The organism is Halomonas sediminis, from assembly GCF_044871105.1.
Taxonomy (GTDB): Bacteria; Pseudomonadota; Gammaproteobacteria; order Pseudomonadales; family Halomonadaceae; genus Vreelandella; species Vreelandella zhuhanensis.
The window spans coordinates 211,354-225,116 of sequence record NZ_CP085246.1 but is presented as its reverse complement, the minus strand read 5'-3'; the positions used below and the strand labels follow the sequence as shown (position 1 = coordinate 225,116).

Genomic DNA, 13,763 nt, shown 5'->3' with positions numbered 1-13,763 from the left:
AGCGATGAAGATGAATCAGCAGCTGTAGTACATGTCGAACTCGAGCGGGTGCGTCGCCATGCGCAGACGTTCCACATCTTCGCTCAGAAGCTCGATGTAGGCATCGATCATGTCATCGGTGAACACACCGCCTTCGGTCAAGAAGGCACGGTCGGCGTCCAGCGCTTCCAGCGCCTGATCGAGGCTCGAGGCCACGGTCGGCACCTTCTTGCCTTCTTCCGGCGGCAGGTCATAAAGATTCTTGTCCATGGCATCACCAGGATGAATCTTGTTCTTGATGCCGTCGATACCCGCCATCAGCAGGGCCGCAAACGCCAGGTAAGGGTTGGCGGTCGGGTCAGGGAAGCGAGTTTCGACGCGCTTGCCCTTGGGGCTTGCCGTGTACGGAATACGAATTGACGCAGAGCGATTACGCGCGCTGTAGGCCAGCATGACCGGTGCTTCAAAACCCGCCACCAGGCGCTTGTAGGAGTTGGTGGACGCATTGGTGAAGGCATTCAAGGCACGGGCGTGCTTGATGACACCCCCAATATAGTACAGCGCCATTTCGGAGAGTCCCGCGTACTCCTCACCGGCGAACTGGTTGACACCCTCTTTCCAGAACGACTGGTGGATGTGCATACCGGAACCGTTGTCACCCACCAGCGGCTTGGGCATGAAGGTTGCGGTCTTGCCGTAGGCGTGTGCCACGTTGTGGATCACATACTTCATTTCCTGAACTTCGTCGGCCTTCTTCACCAAGGTGTTGAACCTGACGCCGATTTCATTCTGGCCGGCGTTGGACACCTCGTGGTGATGCACTTCCACCGTCTGACCAATGGCTTCCAGGGTGTTACACATGGCGCCGCGCAGGTCATGGAAGCTATCCACCGGCGGAACCGGGAAGTAGCCACCTTTAAGGCGCGGACGGTGGCCGAGGTTGCCGCCTTCGATAGTGCGATCCGTCGACCAGGCCCCTTCTTCGGAGGTGATCTTGTACATGGAGCCTTCGATATCGGACTTCCAATGCACCTCGTCGAAGATGAAGAACTCAGGTTCCGGACCGAAAAAGGCGGTGTCGCCCATGCCGGTAGACTGCAGGTAGGCTTCAGCACGCTTGGCGATGGAACGCGGGTCGCGCTCGTAGCCCTGCATGGTGGTCGGCTCGATGATGTCGCAGCGCAGCACCAGGGTCGCATCTTCGGTGAAGGGGTCGAGGAAGGCGGTGCCATCTTCCGGACGCAGAATCATGTCCGACTCATTGATACCCTTCCAGCCGGAGATGGAAGACCCGTCGAACATCTGGCCGTTCTCGAAAAACTCTTCATCCACATCGCGAGCGGGGATCGTAACGTGCTGTTCTTTACCGCGTGTGTCGGTAAAGCGCAGATCCACCCATCTGATCTCATTTTCTTCAATTAGCGCGAGGGTCTTGGCTGACATAGTGTTCTCCGGTATGAGCGTGGCTTTCAGCAAATCAACTCGTTGATATTGTTCAATCTCACCGCAGCTTCTGCGTCATGGTGCCAGGAAGCCATCGGGTAGTTAGAAATCGGCTCTTGTTTTAGCACGCCATACGTCATGTGACTATGCGTGCTGAGCGTCTGCCTTTATTAATGCACGGTTCGTGCCAAAAATGCACCAATAGCGACTAAAAAATAATAAATAACTGATTTTAAGATATTTAAACAAATAAACTCATCCATTTCAGTGCTTTTCTCACTCTCTTTTAGCGCATTTAATCCCTCATCCTTTCCTATCAATGCACCAAAAAAACTCAGCAACAACTCATACTGCACCAAAATAGTGCCAAATTAAAAATTTCCATGGTGACAATCTCGGGAAAACTTTAACTTGATACTCAAATAAACCAAATACTACAATCAATTACGCTAGAGCGTATTTACGCCCAAGCTTTCCCCCTACGGAGTCAGCCACAATGGGTCTTCTATGTTTTATCACAGATGCCTTAGTGACTGGCGCCATGCTTCCTCGTCATCTGGGGGCATTGCACTCAGTAGCGCTGGAGAGTTCTCACGTGCAGCTTTTGGTGACGACATCCCAGCCCGACCCGCGTCTTTCGCAACTGGAAAGCCGCTACCAGGTGCGATGCCTGCTGACGCCCGAACTCACCCTGGGCGAACGCTTGAACCATGCCGCCCTGAGCAGCCAGGCCGACTGGTTTGTATTTGCCTGCCAGCCAAGCTGCCCCACCCCGGCTGCCTGGCCGAAAATCATTTCCCGGTTAAACGCTCATAAGCTGGATGTGTTGATGATCGGCATGTCTCGCCCGGGCCTGTTCGAACGATTACTGCAACGTTTTTTCAACAAGACCCTCTTGCTACCCCACTATTTTGCCGTCACGCGTAGCTGGCTGGAGAAGATCGGCGGCTTTGATCCGGAACTGGACCACAACGCTCTCCACGATTTACTTCAACGTCTACAAACCTGCCCCACGCGCATTCAGTACATTAAAGTACCTCTCAAAGCACCCTTGCACTTTGATCCCCCAACTGTCGGCCCCACGCCTTCTTTGCGACGACCGCCATAACCGGCGGTCTTTTTCTGAGCTGCCTGTCGGCAGCGAACGACGAATCATCCCCATGGCTGTGGGGATGAAGCGTTTGCTTAATTACTACTGACGCGCATCAACTAATCCCTTGCACTCTATGCCCTTTCATCGCGGCGCGATAAAATAGCGGAGTTTGGCTCGCACCAAATGTTATGTTATAACTTACTGCAATTCTCTCATTACCTGAACGAGGATGCTTCTCATGGTGCACCGTGCCCACCGACACCGGGAAGAAGGCCCTTGCCATTTTTCCTTGATGTCGTTGTCTGCCACGCGCCGCCTGATGTTAGCGCTGATCCCCCTGGCCATGCTGTGGTTGCTGGTGGGCTGGGCTAACGGATGGTGGCCGTGATGCACGCAAACAACTCACGTCTACGGCTGCACGACCTTCAGCTGGCGCAGAGCGGGCGGATGGTGGTGGAACATCTCGACGGTCGCTTTCTGGATGGCGCCATCACCGCCTTGATCGGCGCCAACGGGGCGGGCAAGAGCACCTTGATTCAGGCCATCATGGGGGAGCTTCGCCCGATGGGGGGCAAGATCATATGCGACGTTCCCAAGGAACGGCGCGCCTGGCTGCCGCAGCAACTGGCGCTGGACCTGACCTTCCCCATGAGCGTGGAAGAACTGATCATGACCGGCACCTGGCCCAGCCACGGCGCCTTGAAGGGTTACTGCGCGGCGCATTACCGCCAGGGTCGCGAGATCATGGCGCGGCTGGGCATTTCCCACCTGGCTCACCGGCCGTTGGGCGAGCTTTCCGGGGGCCAGCGCCAGCGGGCGCTGATCGGCCGTACCTTGATGCAAGGCGCCGAGCTTCTGTTGCTGGATGAGCCCTTCGCCAACGTGGATATCGAAACCGTGGATGTGTTGATCGACGTCTTCCACGACATGGCCAAGGACGGCGCCACCCTGGTGGTGGTGTTGCACGACATGGAGCAGCTTTCGCGCCTGGCCGATGAAGTACTGATGCTGGCGGGCGGGCATGGTCGCTGGGCGTCACCCAAGGAAATTCTTGGCCGCTATGCCGGCCAACCCGCCAAGGCACCGCGCCTGCCTCTCACCTTTCCGGATAGCATTCATGTTGGCTCTGCTTGATAGCTGGTTTATCAGTCCTTTCGAATACGGTTTCATGCGCCGGGCATTGGTGGCCAGCTTGGCGCTTTCTCTGGCGGCTCCGCCGTTGGGTGTCTTTCTGGTATTGCGCGGCATGAGCCTGATCGGCGATGCCATGGCTCACGCGATATTGCCCGGCATCGCGCTGGGTTTCTTGCTGGCGGGGTTTTCGCTGCCGGTAATGAGCCTGGGTGGGGTCATGTTCGGCCTGTTGGTGGCGCTGCTGGCTGGCAGTGTGTCGCAGATGACCGGCCATCGCGAAGATTCCGCGATGGCCAGTTTCTTCATCATGTCGTTGGCGGCCGGGGTGATGTTGATCTCGCTCGGCGGCAGCAGTGTGGATCTGACGCATGTGCTGTTTGGTTCGATCCTGGCGGTCAATACCACCGCGCTGATTCTGATCGTGAGCATCAGTAGCTTGATCGTGGTGCTGATAGCCACCTTGTTTCGCGCCATGGTGGTGGAGTGCCTCGACCCCTTGTTTCTGCGCGGCCAAGGGATACGCGGCGGCGTGATCCAGGGGGTATTTCTTGGTTTGGTGGTACTTAACCTGACCGCCGGTTTCCAGACGCTGGGCACCTTGATGGCGGTAGGCCTCATGATGCTGCCCGCCACCACCGCCCGCTTCTGGAGCAAGCGCCTGGAAGGGCTGATCGGCATTGCCGTGGTCTGGGCGATGCTCGCCAGCACCGGTGGGCTGTTGGTGTCGTATCACTTCAACCTGCCGTCCGGGCCGAGCATTATTCTGCTGGCGGGGGTCGGCTATCTCGTTTCGGCCTTGGTGGGGCGCCATCACAGCTTGGCCGCCAAGTTTCGTCGTCGTGTCATTCCGCTTGGTGCGGAAGACCCTCATTAAGCTCATCCCTTTCAGGAGAAACACATGCGTTCCTTTTGCTCTTCACGTTGGCTGGTCGGTTTTTCCGCCATGCTTGCCCTGCCGGCGGCCATCGCCGCTGAACGCGTTCAGGTAACCACCAGCTTCAGCATTCTTGCCGACATGGTGGAGAACGTAGGCGGCGAGCATGTCGAGGTGACATCGCTGGTCGGCCCGGATAGCGATACCCATGCGTACTCGCCCAGCCCCGGCGATGCCCGTGCGCTCTCGGAAGCGGACTTGGTGGTCTTCAACGGCCTGCAATTCGAAGGTTGGATGGAGCGGTTGATCGAAGCCAGCGATTACAGCGGCCCAGTGGTGACCGCGACGGCAGGTATCGATACAGCGGATGCGGATGCTCACGATGACCATGCCCATGGTGACGACGACCCTCACGCCTGGCAGGATCTGACCTTGGGTAAGGTGTACGTCACTAACATTCGGGATGGACTGATCGAAGCCAACCCTGAAAATGCCGCTACTTATCGCGAGAATGCCGAGCGTTACATCAATGAGCTGGAAGCCACCGATGAGGAAATTCACCAGTTGATCGGTGAGATACCCGCCTCGACAAGTGTGATTACCGGGCACGACTCCTTCAGCTACTTCTCTTCTGCCTACGGGGTACGCTTCTTGTCACCGGCTGGGCTTTCCAGTGCCTCGGAGGCCAGCGCCACCAACATGGCGCAACTGATCGATGTGATTCGTGAGCAAAATGTTCAGGCATTGTTTCATGAAAACATGACCAATCCCGCCGTGCTCAATCAGCTGGCCGAGGAAACCGGCCTGCCGGTTGCCGGTACGCTCTACACCGATGCCTTGGCCAGTGAAGGAGAAGCCAGCACTTATCTGGGCATGATGCGCCATAATGCCCAAACACTTAATACAGCGCTGGCTGACCCGGATCACGACGATCAGCATGGTCACAGCCACTGAGCCAGTGACAAGCGTTAACGCCGCCTTCGGGCGGCATTTTTGTCGGCAAGGTATCGATGTCGCGTTATATCAGGGGGTTGCATCGAGGATGCCGCTTGAAGGAAACTGACGCTCCCGCCGTGGTCACGGAGACTCTGCCACCATGCGTCTAAACGCCGATTTTTCTCATTTTGCCAGCGTGACGCCCGCTGAGTATCACTGGGTAGACTCCCCTTCACCCGGAGTGGAACGCATGCGGCTTGACCGCATAGGCGAAGAAGTCGCCCGCGCTACTTCCTTGGTGCGCTACCCTCCCAATAGCCATTTTTCGCCCCATACGCACCCAGGCGGTGAAGAAATCCTGGTTCTGGAAGGCGAGTTTGCCGACGAACACGGCCGTTATCCTGCCGGCAGTTACCTGCGCAACCCGATTGGCACCTCGCACAGGCCGGCGGTAGGCGACAGTGGTGCCTTGATTTTCGTCAAGCTGCATCAATTCGACCCCAGCGACACACTGCATTTTGCCCGCAATTGCGCGCTTTCCCCTTGGCAGCCCGATCGGCAACCCGGGGTAGCCTATAAGGTGCTGCATACTCACAAGAATGAAAGTGTCAGCCTGGAACGCTGGGCAGCCGGTACCGAAGTCAGCTTTTCCCCGCTCAAGGGAGGTCAGGAAATTCTGGTATTGGAAGGCGAGCTGAAGACGCATGCCCCCGCCGCCCTCACTCATTACCCCAGCGGCAGCTGGCTACGCTGGCCCGATGGTGCTACCCCCACGCTCAGTGCCGGCGATGAGGGTGCGGTGTTTTATGTCAAGCGCGGCCACTTATGATCCATCGCGATTGAGCCTTCAGTCACTGAGCATGGTCATGAAGGGCAGCAATGAAATTGCGCCGATCAATGCCACGGCAATCAACACCAGCAGGACCTGAACAGGGTGAGCCGCCAACCGACGCCACAGGGTCGGTGCCTCACCCCGGGCCAGAGCCTCCTGGTGTTCGGCTCGCACTCGCGTGCCGCGTGCCCGCTGGTAGTCATCGAGCACTGCACGCGCCCGGTCGAGTTGGCCTTCATCTCGCAGCCAGATCGCCTCAACCCCCATGCGAAAAAACCCGGCATGGGTTTCGTAGGTATCAAAGCCATGGGACACCAGCAGATCGCGCACCTCGCCGGCTTCTTCATCCGTGACGTTATGCAGGCGAAACAAAAGTTTAGCCATTAGTACTCCCCGTTCACGCCTAGGCTAGTCGCCCATGGCACCCATTCGCGCCGCTTCGACAACCTCGATCCAGTAACCGTCGACATCCTTGATGAAGATGACATCCTTCATCTTGCCTTGGTCGGCACGCTTGATGAATTCCACTTCGTTCTCATCGAACCACGCCTGAGCGGCCTCCAGGTCCGGCACCGAGAAACAGATATGGCCAAAGCCTTGGGGCTCGGTATTGCCATCGTGGTAGGAAAAATCTTCCTGCGTCTCGGTGCCCCAGTTGTGGGTCAGCTCGAGCAGGCCTTTCTGATTGAACGTCCAGACAGTACGCTGCGCCGTGTCTTCGGGAACCTGGTCAGCATTTTCCAGGTTCGCCAGGAAATACAACGAGAATTGCATTTCCTCGAAATCCAGCCGCCGCAACACCCGCATGCCCAGGATTTTCGAATAGAATGCCAAGGCCTTTTGCGGGTCCTTGACTCGCAACATGCTGTGATTCAAGCGAAACCCTTTTGCTTGTGGCGCAGGTTTTTCGACGCCGGGATACTGCTCACCAGCAAAGCTCATGCGTATCTCCTTTAACTAATTCGAGCCTCATCTTATCCTACCGTTCAATGCTCGCGTCCAATACTATCGACACCCAGCCCAACCCTGACTCGGAGAATCATCCCCATGAGGCGACCTGACCTAACGCTTTATCTGGTCACTGATACGGAGCTCTGCCGGGCCTACGGCTTGGAACACACAGTGATGGCCGCCGTGAAAGGTGGCGTAACGGTGGTGCAGCTACGCAACAAGCAGACCGGCGATGAAAAGATGATAAACCAGGCCAAGCGTTTGAAAGCTGCCCTTTCCGGTACCGGCGTGCCCTTGATCATCAACGATCGTTTGAACGTGGCGTTAGCCAGTGGCGCGGATGGCCTGCATCTGGGACAAAGCGACACCGCAGCCCTTGAGGCCCGGGCAGCACTGGGCCCAGAGGCGATCATCGGGCTTTCCATCAATACGCCGGAGCAACTTGCCAAGGCGCCCATCGAGCTGCTGGATTACTTGGGCCTAGGGCCGGTGTTCGCAACGCCGAGCAAGCGCGATCATGCTCAACCGCTGGGGTTTGCAGGGCTCGCCACATTGGCTGAAGCAAGCCCGTTACCCTGTGTGGCTATCGGGGGATTGAAAACCCAGCATATGCGAGACGTACGCCAGACGGGTGTGGACGGCGCTGCACTGGTAAGCGCCATCTGTGGTCAGCCCGACCCTGAAGCTTCAGCGAGACAGCTGCTCAAGCACTGGGGCGCCGTTTAAGTGTGGTGCGGCGATCATGGTAGGCAATCGCCAGGCCGCTGCCGATGATCAGGATGCTGCCCAGCAACACCCATGCATCTGGAATTTCTCCCCAGAACCACCATCCCAGGCCAACCGCCCAAAGCATGGCGGTGTAATCAAACGGCGCCGCAATAGCCGCCGGGGCGAAGCGAAACGCCAGGGTAATGAAAGCGGTGGCTCCGACCCCGAATATTCCCGCCCCGAGAAACCCCAGCCAATGCCAGGGTAACGGCGTTTGCCATACCCATGGCAATATGGCTGCCGTAATCATCAGCGGCACCAGGGACATGTAGAACACCATGGCCCAGAGGTGTTCACGGGCGCCATACCGCCGGGCGGTAATCATCATGAGCGCGTAAAAGACAGCGGCACCAATCATCACCAATGCCCCCAGGCCAAAGGCGTCGCCACCCGGACGTACCACGATCAGCACACCGAGAAATCCGACCAGCGAGGCCGCCAGTACCGGGGGCGCGATGCGCTCACCCAGCAAGGGTACCGAAAGCAGCGTCACAAACAATGGCGCCACGAAGGCTATCGCCGTGGCTTCGGCAAGCGGCAATAACGTCAGGCCGAGCACGAAACAGCCCATGGTGCCGGTATAGATAAGCCCGCGGATCAGATGGACACCCGGTCGCCGGGTACGCAGCTTGCGCAAACCGCCCCCGAAATGGGCCAGCAAGGCGATCAGCGGTAACGAGACCAGCGTACGAAAAAAGATAATCTGCACCGGCGAATGGGTTTCTCCCAGCCACTTGGATACCGCATCGCCCAAGGCCAGAAACAATACGCCCAGGCACATGCAGCCGATTCCCTTTAGCGACGACGACTCCATTTTTTTCCTCACGGCTTTTGGCAGAAACGCGCACCCCGCCGATCTTGCAACCGGCGGGGTGCGCGAAAAACAAGCGATTGTTAAAGGCTGGCGTTAACCACCATGCAGTCCATGCCTCCCGCTTGAAGCTGCATGCACGCCTGGCGCGCCTGATCTTCCTGGAAATCGACGAGACGTGCCCGGAACATCGGCGGGCCACCTTGCAATGTTTCCACAGTGACTCGCGCCTGGTGGAATTCCTGAGTCAAACGTCGTGCCGCTTGCTGGGCCAATTGCCGTGCATGAGCGGCCTGGCTGAAAGCGCCCACCTGAATACCCCATTGGCCGGAGGCGGTGTTGGCTGCCATCTCACGCTCACGTTGAAGGAAACGGGCTACTGGATCATCCGCAGAGCCCATCTCCTGCACCGGCGCATCCTGGGTTGCTGTCGCGGCAGACACGGAGGCTATCGCTCTGGCGGCAGCGTTGTTCTCCACGGGGGAAGGGGAAGCAACAGGCGCTGAAGTAGCTGCCAGCGCGGCCATCAGCGGTTGTGTGGCAGGACTGTTGTCGGCCGGCTGGTAAGCAGGAAAGCTCATGTACTCGGTAGAAATACTGGCACTGGCCAGCCAGGTACGCTGATCACGCAACGAGGCGCGTAGAAAACCCCGATCAAGAAGGTCCGCCATGTGAGCATCGCGTGATTGGGCGGTAAGGCCGCCCATCACGATGGCCATCAACCGACGGCTTCCACGTTGGGCGGTGGTCGCCACATTGAACCCCGAGGCCCGAATGAAACCGGTTTTCATGCCATCCGCTCCCGGGTAATTACGCACCAGTCGATTGTGGCTGGTATGCCGGGTGCCGCGATAAGTGAACTCCTGAAGGGCAAAATAATGGAAATACTCAGGAAAATCCTGCCTTACCCGAACCGCAAGCGTCAGCATATCGCGCGCGCTGGAGACCTGAGCAGCGTCGGGCAACCCAGAGGCATTGCGAAACGTCGTGGCCTGCATACCCAGCTCACGGGCTTTCTGGGTCATAAGACGGGCAAACTGGCGCTCACTGCCCGCCAATGCCTCAGCCACCACCGCCGCTACATCGTTGGCGGAGCGCACCGTCAAGGCTCGAATCGCATCGTCCACTTCGATCGAGCTTCCCGCCGCCAGCCATAACTTGACTGCCGGCATGGCCGCCGCCTGGCTGGAGACCGGCAAGGGCTGATGCAGCTTCAGACTGCCCCGTTCGAGAGCTTCAAATAAGAGGTACAGGGTCATCATCTTACTCAGCGAAGCCGGATAGCGCCGTGCATCAGCATTTTCGGCGTACAGCACTTCGCCGTTATCCAGGTCCACCACGATACCGGCATAACGCGGATTAGCCTCCGCCAAGGAGCCAAACAAAAAAACCAACATGAGTAGCAGAGCGGTACAGCCAGGCTGGGAGCGTGCAAGAAAAGGTTTCATGAGTTCCCCTTGGATCGAGATATCGCGGCAGCGCTGGTAGCGCCTTGTTTTTGATCAAGCATATTTTTGAAAGCATAGCAAACAGAACAACGCTCTACACAAGCGAATAGCCATAGCAAGTCAATAGGCGACCATTATGAGGATATTCGGCTGTGCGTACAGTCCTGCGGATAAACGTTACTGCCTTACCTTGCCATATTACCCATCCAGCACAAGCCTTATGTTAGAAAAGCAGCTTTCTCAGATATAAAAAAACCGACCCCGGAGGATCGGTTTTCGATAGGTGCCGATGAGGCCTGCAAAGTTACTCTTCTGCAGCAGCTTCTTCGACGACCGGACGGTCAACCAGCTCGACGTATGCCATGGGGGCATTGTCGCCGGTGCGGAAGCCGCACTTGAGAATACGGATGTAACCACCCGGACGCTCTGCATAACGCGGTCCCAATTCGTTGAACAATTTACCCACCGCTTCCTTGGAACGCGTGCGAGCAAATGCCAAACGACGGTTGGCGATGCTATCCTGCTTGGCCAGGGTGATCAGCGGCTCGAGGTGACGACGCAGTTCCTTGGCCTTGGGCAGGGTTGTTCTGATTACTTCATGCTCGACCAGAGACACGGACATGTTCTTGAACATGGCCTTGCGGTGCGAGCTGGTGCGATTCAGATGACGACCACTCTTACGATGACGCATGGTTGTGATTCCTTACCAAACTGGGACTCAAGTCGACGCTCACGCGGAGGCCTTGTCGTCCTTCAGGCTAGCCGGCGGCCAGTTTTCCAGCCGCATGCCTAGGGACAGACCACGCGCTGCCAACACATCCTTGATTTCATTCAAGGACTTCTTGCCGAGGTTCGGCGTCTTCAACAGCTCTACTTCTGTACGCTGGATCAGATCGCCGATGTAATAAATATTCTCGGCCTTCAGACAGTTGGCACTGCGAACGGTCAACTCGAGATCGTCTACGGGGCGCAGCAGGATGGGATCGACGTGATCCTCTTCCTCTTCGACTTCCTGTTCCTTGTCGGCTTCCAGATCGACGAACGCGGCCAGCTGCTCTTGCAGGATGGTCGCACTCCGACGGATAGCCTCTTCCGGATCCAAGGTTCCATCGGTTTCCAGATCAATGATCAGCTTGTCCAGGTCGGTACGTTGCTCGACACGGGCAGCTTCCACGGAATAGGAAACACGACGGACAGGACTGAAGGTGGCATCCAGCTGCAGGCGACCAATAGTGCGGGTTTCCTCATCGGAACCGCGAGTATCAGCCGGCTCGTAACCACGACCCAAAGCGACCTTGAGCTGAATCTTAAGCTCGGCACCTTCGTTGACGTGGGCAATGACGTGATCCGGATTAACGATTTCGACGCTATGATCAAGCGTGATATCACCCGCAGTCACGACGGCCGGGCCCTGCTTGTTCAGCGAGAGCACCGCCTCGTCGCGGCTGTGCATCTTGATCGCGACATCTTTCAAGTTCAGGAGGATTTCAATAACATCTTCCTGCACCCCTTCAATCGCACTGTACTCGTGCTCGACACCCGCAATCTCGGCTTCCACCACGGCACAGCCGGGCATGGACGAGAGCAGAATGCGACGCAGTGCATTCCCCAGGGTGTGGCCAAAGCCACGCTCGAACGGCTCGAGCACGATTTTGGCGTGATGTGCGCTGATTTCTTCGACCTTGATGTCGCGCGGACGGAGAAACTCTGTCACTGAACGCTGCATATGAACACCTTTCAGGCTGCCAAACGGATACTTGGTACTCGGAGATGACCCGACGGATACACATCATGTACCGCCAGGTCAACAAGAAGCAGAAAACTGCTTACTTGGAGTACAGTTCGACGATCAGGTTTTCGTTGATGTCGGCAGACAGGTCACCGCGTTCAGGCAGAGCCTTGAAAGTGCCTTCCATCTTCTTGGCGTCGATTTCGATCCAGACCACATCACCACGATTGGCCGAGATGGACAATGCGCTTTGAATGCGGACCTGGTTCTTCGCCTTCTCACGAACGGAAACCACATCGCCGGGCTTAACCTGATAGGAAGCCACATTGACGGTGCGTCCGTTGACGGAGATCGCCTTGTGACTGACCAGCTGACGCGCTTCAGAGCGAGTCGAGCCGAAGCCCATGCGGTAGACGACGTTGTCCAGTCGGGATTCCAGCAACTGCAACAACACTTCACCGGTGGCGCCTTTCAGGCGTGCGGCTTCTTTGTAGTAGTTGCGGAACTGCTTTTCGAGTACGCCATACATACGACGTACTTTCTGCTTCTCGCGAAGCTGCAAGCCGTAGTCGGAAAGACGCTGACGACGCTGGCCGTGCACACCCGGAATCTGCTCGGATTTGCACTTCTTCTCGAAGGGAGTCACACCACTCTTCAGAAAGAGATCGGTACCTTCCCGACGAGACAGTTTGCACTTGGGTCCAATATAACGAGCCATGAATCTGTCTCCTTAAACGCGGCGTTTCTTCGGCGGACGGCAGCCATTATGGGGAATGGGCGTCGCGTCGGTGATGCTTTGCACGCGGAAGCCGGCGGCATTCAGTGCGCGCACGGCGGATTCACGGCCGGGACCTGGGCCTTTGACCAGCACGTCGACGTTTTTCACACCATACTCGGCTGCAGCGGTAGCTGCACGTTCACTTGCTACTTGAGCAGCGAACGGGGTGCTCTTGCGAGAACCACGAAAACCCGAACCACCGGCAGTTGCCCAAGAAAGAGCATTGCCCTGGCGGTCTGTGATCGTCACGATCGTGTTGTTAAAAGAGGCATGGATATGCGCAATGGCATCCACTACCTGCTTTTTAACCTTTTTACGGTTACTGCGCGGGTTAGCCATGTTGATGTCTATTCCTGTCTTTACGCCAGAACGTGCGTGTTATTTGCGGATCGGCTTACGCGGGCCCTTACGGGTACGCGCGTTAGTCTTGGTCCGCTGACCACGCAGCGGAAGACTACGACGATGACGCAGACCACGGTAGCAACCCAAGTCCATGAGACGCTTGATATTAAGCGTCACATCACGACGAAGGTCACCTTCAACGGTATACTTGCCGACTTCAGAACGCAGGGCGTCCAGCTCTTCGCTGGAAAGTGCCTGGATCTTGGTGGTCGGCGTGATGCCGGTCGCAACACAAAGTGCCTGTGCGCGAGTACGGCCAATCCCGAAGATATAGGTCAGCGAGATCGCCGCATGCTTGTTGTCCGGGATATTGACGCCTGCAATACGGGCCATCAGCTTACTCCGAAATTTGAGCGGCTTGCTCGATTGTTCATCTACAAAAGGCGCAACAGCATACCCCTTAACTCACCTTGAGGCAAGAGGCATGCCGGCGCCCGCTTAAAACAGTGTAGGGCTCAGCCCTGACGCTGCTTGTGCCGCGGTTCGATGCAGATGACGCGGACAGCGCCATTGCGACGAATGATCTTACAGTTACGGCACATTTTCTTTACGGAAGCTCGAACTTTCATCGTTCTCTCCAATCGG

Annotated in this window: 18 protein-coding genes; 7 read left to right on the top strand and 11 right to left on the bottom strand. The window is 57.2% G+C overall.

Annotated features, from left to right (window positions below):
- Positions 1-15: 15 nt before the first annotated feature.
- A complete protein-coding gene (glnA, locus tag LG290_RS01150) occupies positions 16-1,422 on the bottom strand; it encodes a glutamate--ammonia ligase (RefSeq protein ID WP_160419269.1) in 1,407 nt (468 codons plus the stop codon).
- Positions 1,423-2,017: 595 nt separating this feature from the next.
- Between glnA and LG290_RS01145 the strand changes: the two genes are divergently transcribed.
- From LG290_RS01145 to LG290_RS01120, 6 genes are all read left to right on the top strand, one after another.
- Positions 2,018-2,530, top strand: coding sequence for a hypothetical protein (locus tag LG290_RS01145; RefSeq protein WP_499835888.1), 513 nt, complete (start codon positions 2,018-2,020; stop codon positions 2,528-2,530).
- Between the two features lie 223 nt (positions 2,531-2,753).
- Complete coding sequence (locus LG290_RS01140) at positions 2,754-2,903, top strand: hypothetical protein (RefSeq protein ID WP_499835887.1); 150 nt, start codon at positions 2,754-2,756, stop codon at positions 2,901-2,903.
- A complete protein-coding gene (locus tag LG290_RS01135) occupies positions 2,903-3,649 on the top strand; it encodes a metal ABC transporter ATP-binding protein (protein ID WP_499835886.1) in 747 nt (248 codons plus the stop codon). Before LG290_RS01140 ends, LG290_RS01135 begins: the two co-directional genes overlap by 1 nt.
- Positions 3,633-4,523, top strand: coding sequence for a metal ABC transporter permease (locus tag LG290_RS01130; RefSeq protein WP_499835885.1), 891 nt, complete (start codon positions 3,633-3,635; stop codon positions 4,521-4,523). Before LG290_RS01135 ends, LG290_RS01130 begins: the two co-directional genes overlap by 17 nt.
- A gap of 24 nt (positions 4,524-4,547) precedes the next feature.
- Entirely contained in the window at positions 4,548-5,477 is a 930-nt protein-coding gene (locus LG290_RS01125) for a metal ABC transporter solute-binding protein, Zn/Mn family (RefSeq protein ID WP_499835884.1), read from the top strand.
- 142 nt (positions 5,478-5,619) lie between these two features.
- Positions 5,620-6,288 (top strand): cupin domain-containing protein, encoded by a 669-nt coding sequence (locus tag LG290_RS01120; RefSeq protein ID WP_499835883.1) that lies wholly within the window; start codon positions 5,620-5,622, stop codon positions 6,286-6,288.
- An 18-nt stretch (positions 6,289-6,306) separates the two neighbouring features.
- Here the strand turns inward: LG290_RS01120 and LG290_RS01115 are convergent, their stop codons facing one another.
- Positions 6,307-6,675 (bottom strand): DUF6164 family protein, encoded by a 369-nt coding sequence (locus tag LG290_RS01115; protein ID WP_160419263.1) that lies wholly within the window; start codon positions 6,673-6,675, stop codon positions 6,307-6,309.
- Positions 6,676-6,699: 24 nt separating this feature from the next.
- Complete coding sequence (gene gloA, locus LG290_RS01110) at positions 6,700-7,233, bottom strand: lactoylglutathione lyase (protein WP_499835881.1); 534 nt, start codon at positions 7,231-7,233, stop codon at positions 6,700-6,702.
- Positions 7,234-7,338: 105 nt separating this feature from the next.
- Between gloA and thiE the strand changes: the two genes are divergently transcribed.
- On the top strand, positions 7,339-7,968 hold the full coding sequence (thiE, locus tag LG290_RS01105; RefSeq protein WP_499835880.1) for a thiamine phosphate synthase: 630 nt from the start codon (positions 7,339-7,341) through the stop codon (positions 7,966-7,968).
- Here thiE and LG290_RS01100 read toward each other — a convergent pair.
- The 8 genes from LG290_RS01100 to rpmJ form a co-directional block, all read right to left on the bottom strand.
- Positions 7,946-8,791, bottom strand: a complete 846-nt coding sequence (locus tag LG290_RS01100) for a DMT family transporter (protein ID WP_499835879.1) — start codon at positions 8,789-8,791, stop codon at positions 7,946-7,948. The genes thiE and LG290_RS01100 overlap by 23 nt on opposite strands.
- Positions 8,792-8,904: 113 nt before the next feature.
- A complete protein-coding gene (locus LG290_RS01095; RefSeq protein ID WP_499835878.1) occupies positions 8,905-10,269 on the bottom strand; it encodes a serine hydrolase in 1,365 nt (454 codons plus the stop codon).
- A gap of 304 nt (positions 10,270-10,573) precedes the next feature.
- Positions 10,574-10,960 (bottom strand): 50S ribosomal protein L17, encoded by a 387-nt coding sequence (gene rplQ, locus LG290_RS01090; RefSeq protein ID WP_114485765.1) that lies wholly within the window; start codon positions 10,958-10,960, stop codon positions 10,574-10,576.
- 39 nt (positions 10,961-10,999) lie between these two features.
- Positions 11,000-11,995, bottom strand: a complete 996-nt coding sequence (locus LG290_RS01085) for a DNA-directed RNA polymerase subunit alpha (RefSeq protein WP_160419258.1) — start codon at positions 11,993-11,995, stop codon at positions 11,000-11,002.
- Between the two features lie 100 nt (positions 11,996-12,095).
- Positions 12,096-12,716 (bottom strand): 30S ribosomal protein S4, encoded by a 621-nt coding sequence (gene rpsD, locus LG290_RS01080; RefSeq protein ID WP_160419257.1) that lies wholly within the window; start codon positions 12,714-12,716, stop codon positions 12,096-12,098.
- Positions 12,717-12,728: 12 nt separating this feature from the next.
- The gene (gene rpsK / locus LG290_RS01075; RefSeq protein WP_096276490.1) at positions 12,729-13,115 is read right to left on the bottom strand and encodes a 30S ribosomal protein S11; all 387 of its coding nucleotides are present in this window, start codon (positions 13,113-13,115) and stop codon (positions 12,729-12,731) included.
- Between the two features lie 39 nt (positions 13,116-13,154).
- Entirely contained in the window at positions 13,155-13,511 is a 357-nt protein-coding gene (rpsM, locus tag LG290_RS01070) for a 30S ribosomal protein S13 (RefSeq protein ID WP_160419256.1), read from the bottom strand.
- A gap of 122 nt (positions 13,512-13,633) precedes the next feature.
- On the bottom strand, positions 13,634-13,747 hold the full coding sequence (gene rpmJ / locus LG290_RS01065) for a 50S ribosomal protein L36 (protein WP_009099023.1): 114 nt from the start codon (positions 13,745-13,747) through the stop codon (positions 13,634-13,636).
- Between the last annotated feature and the right edge of the window lie 16 nt (positions 13,748-13,763).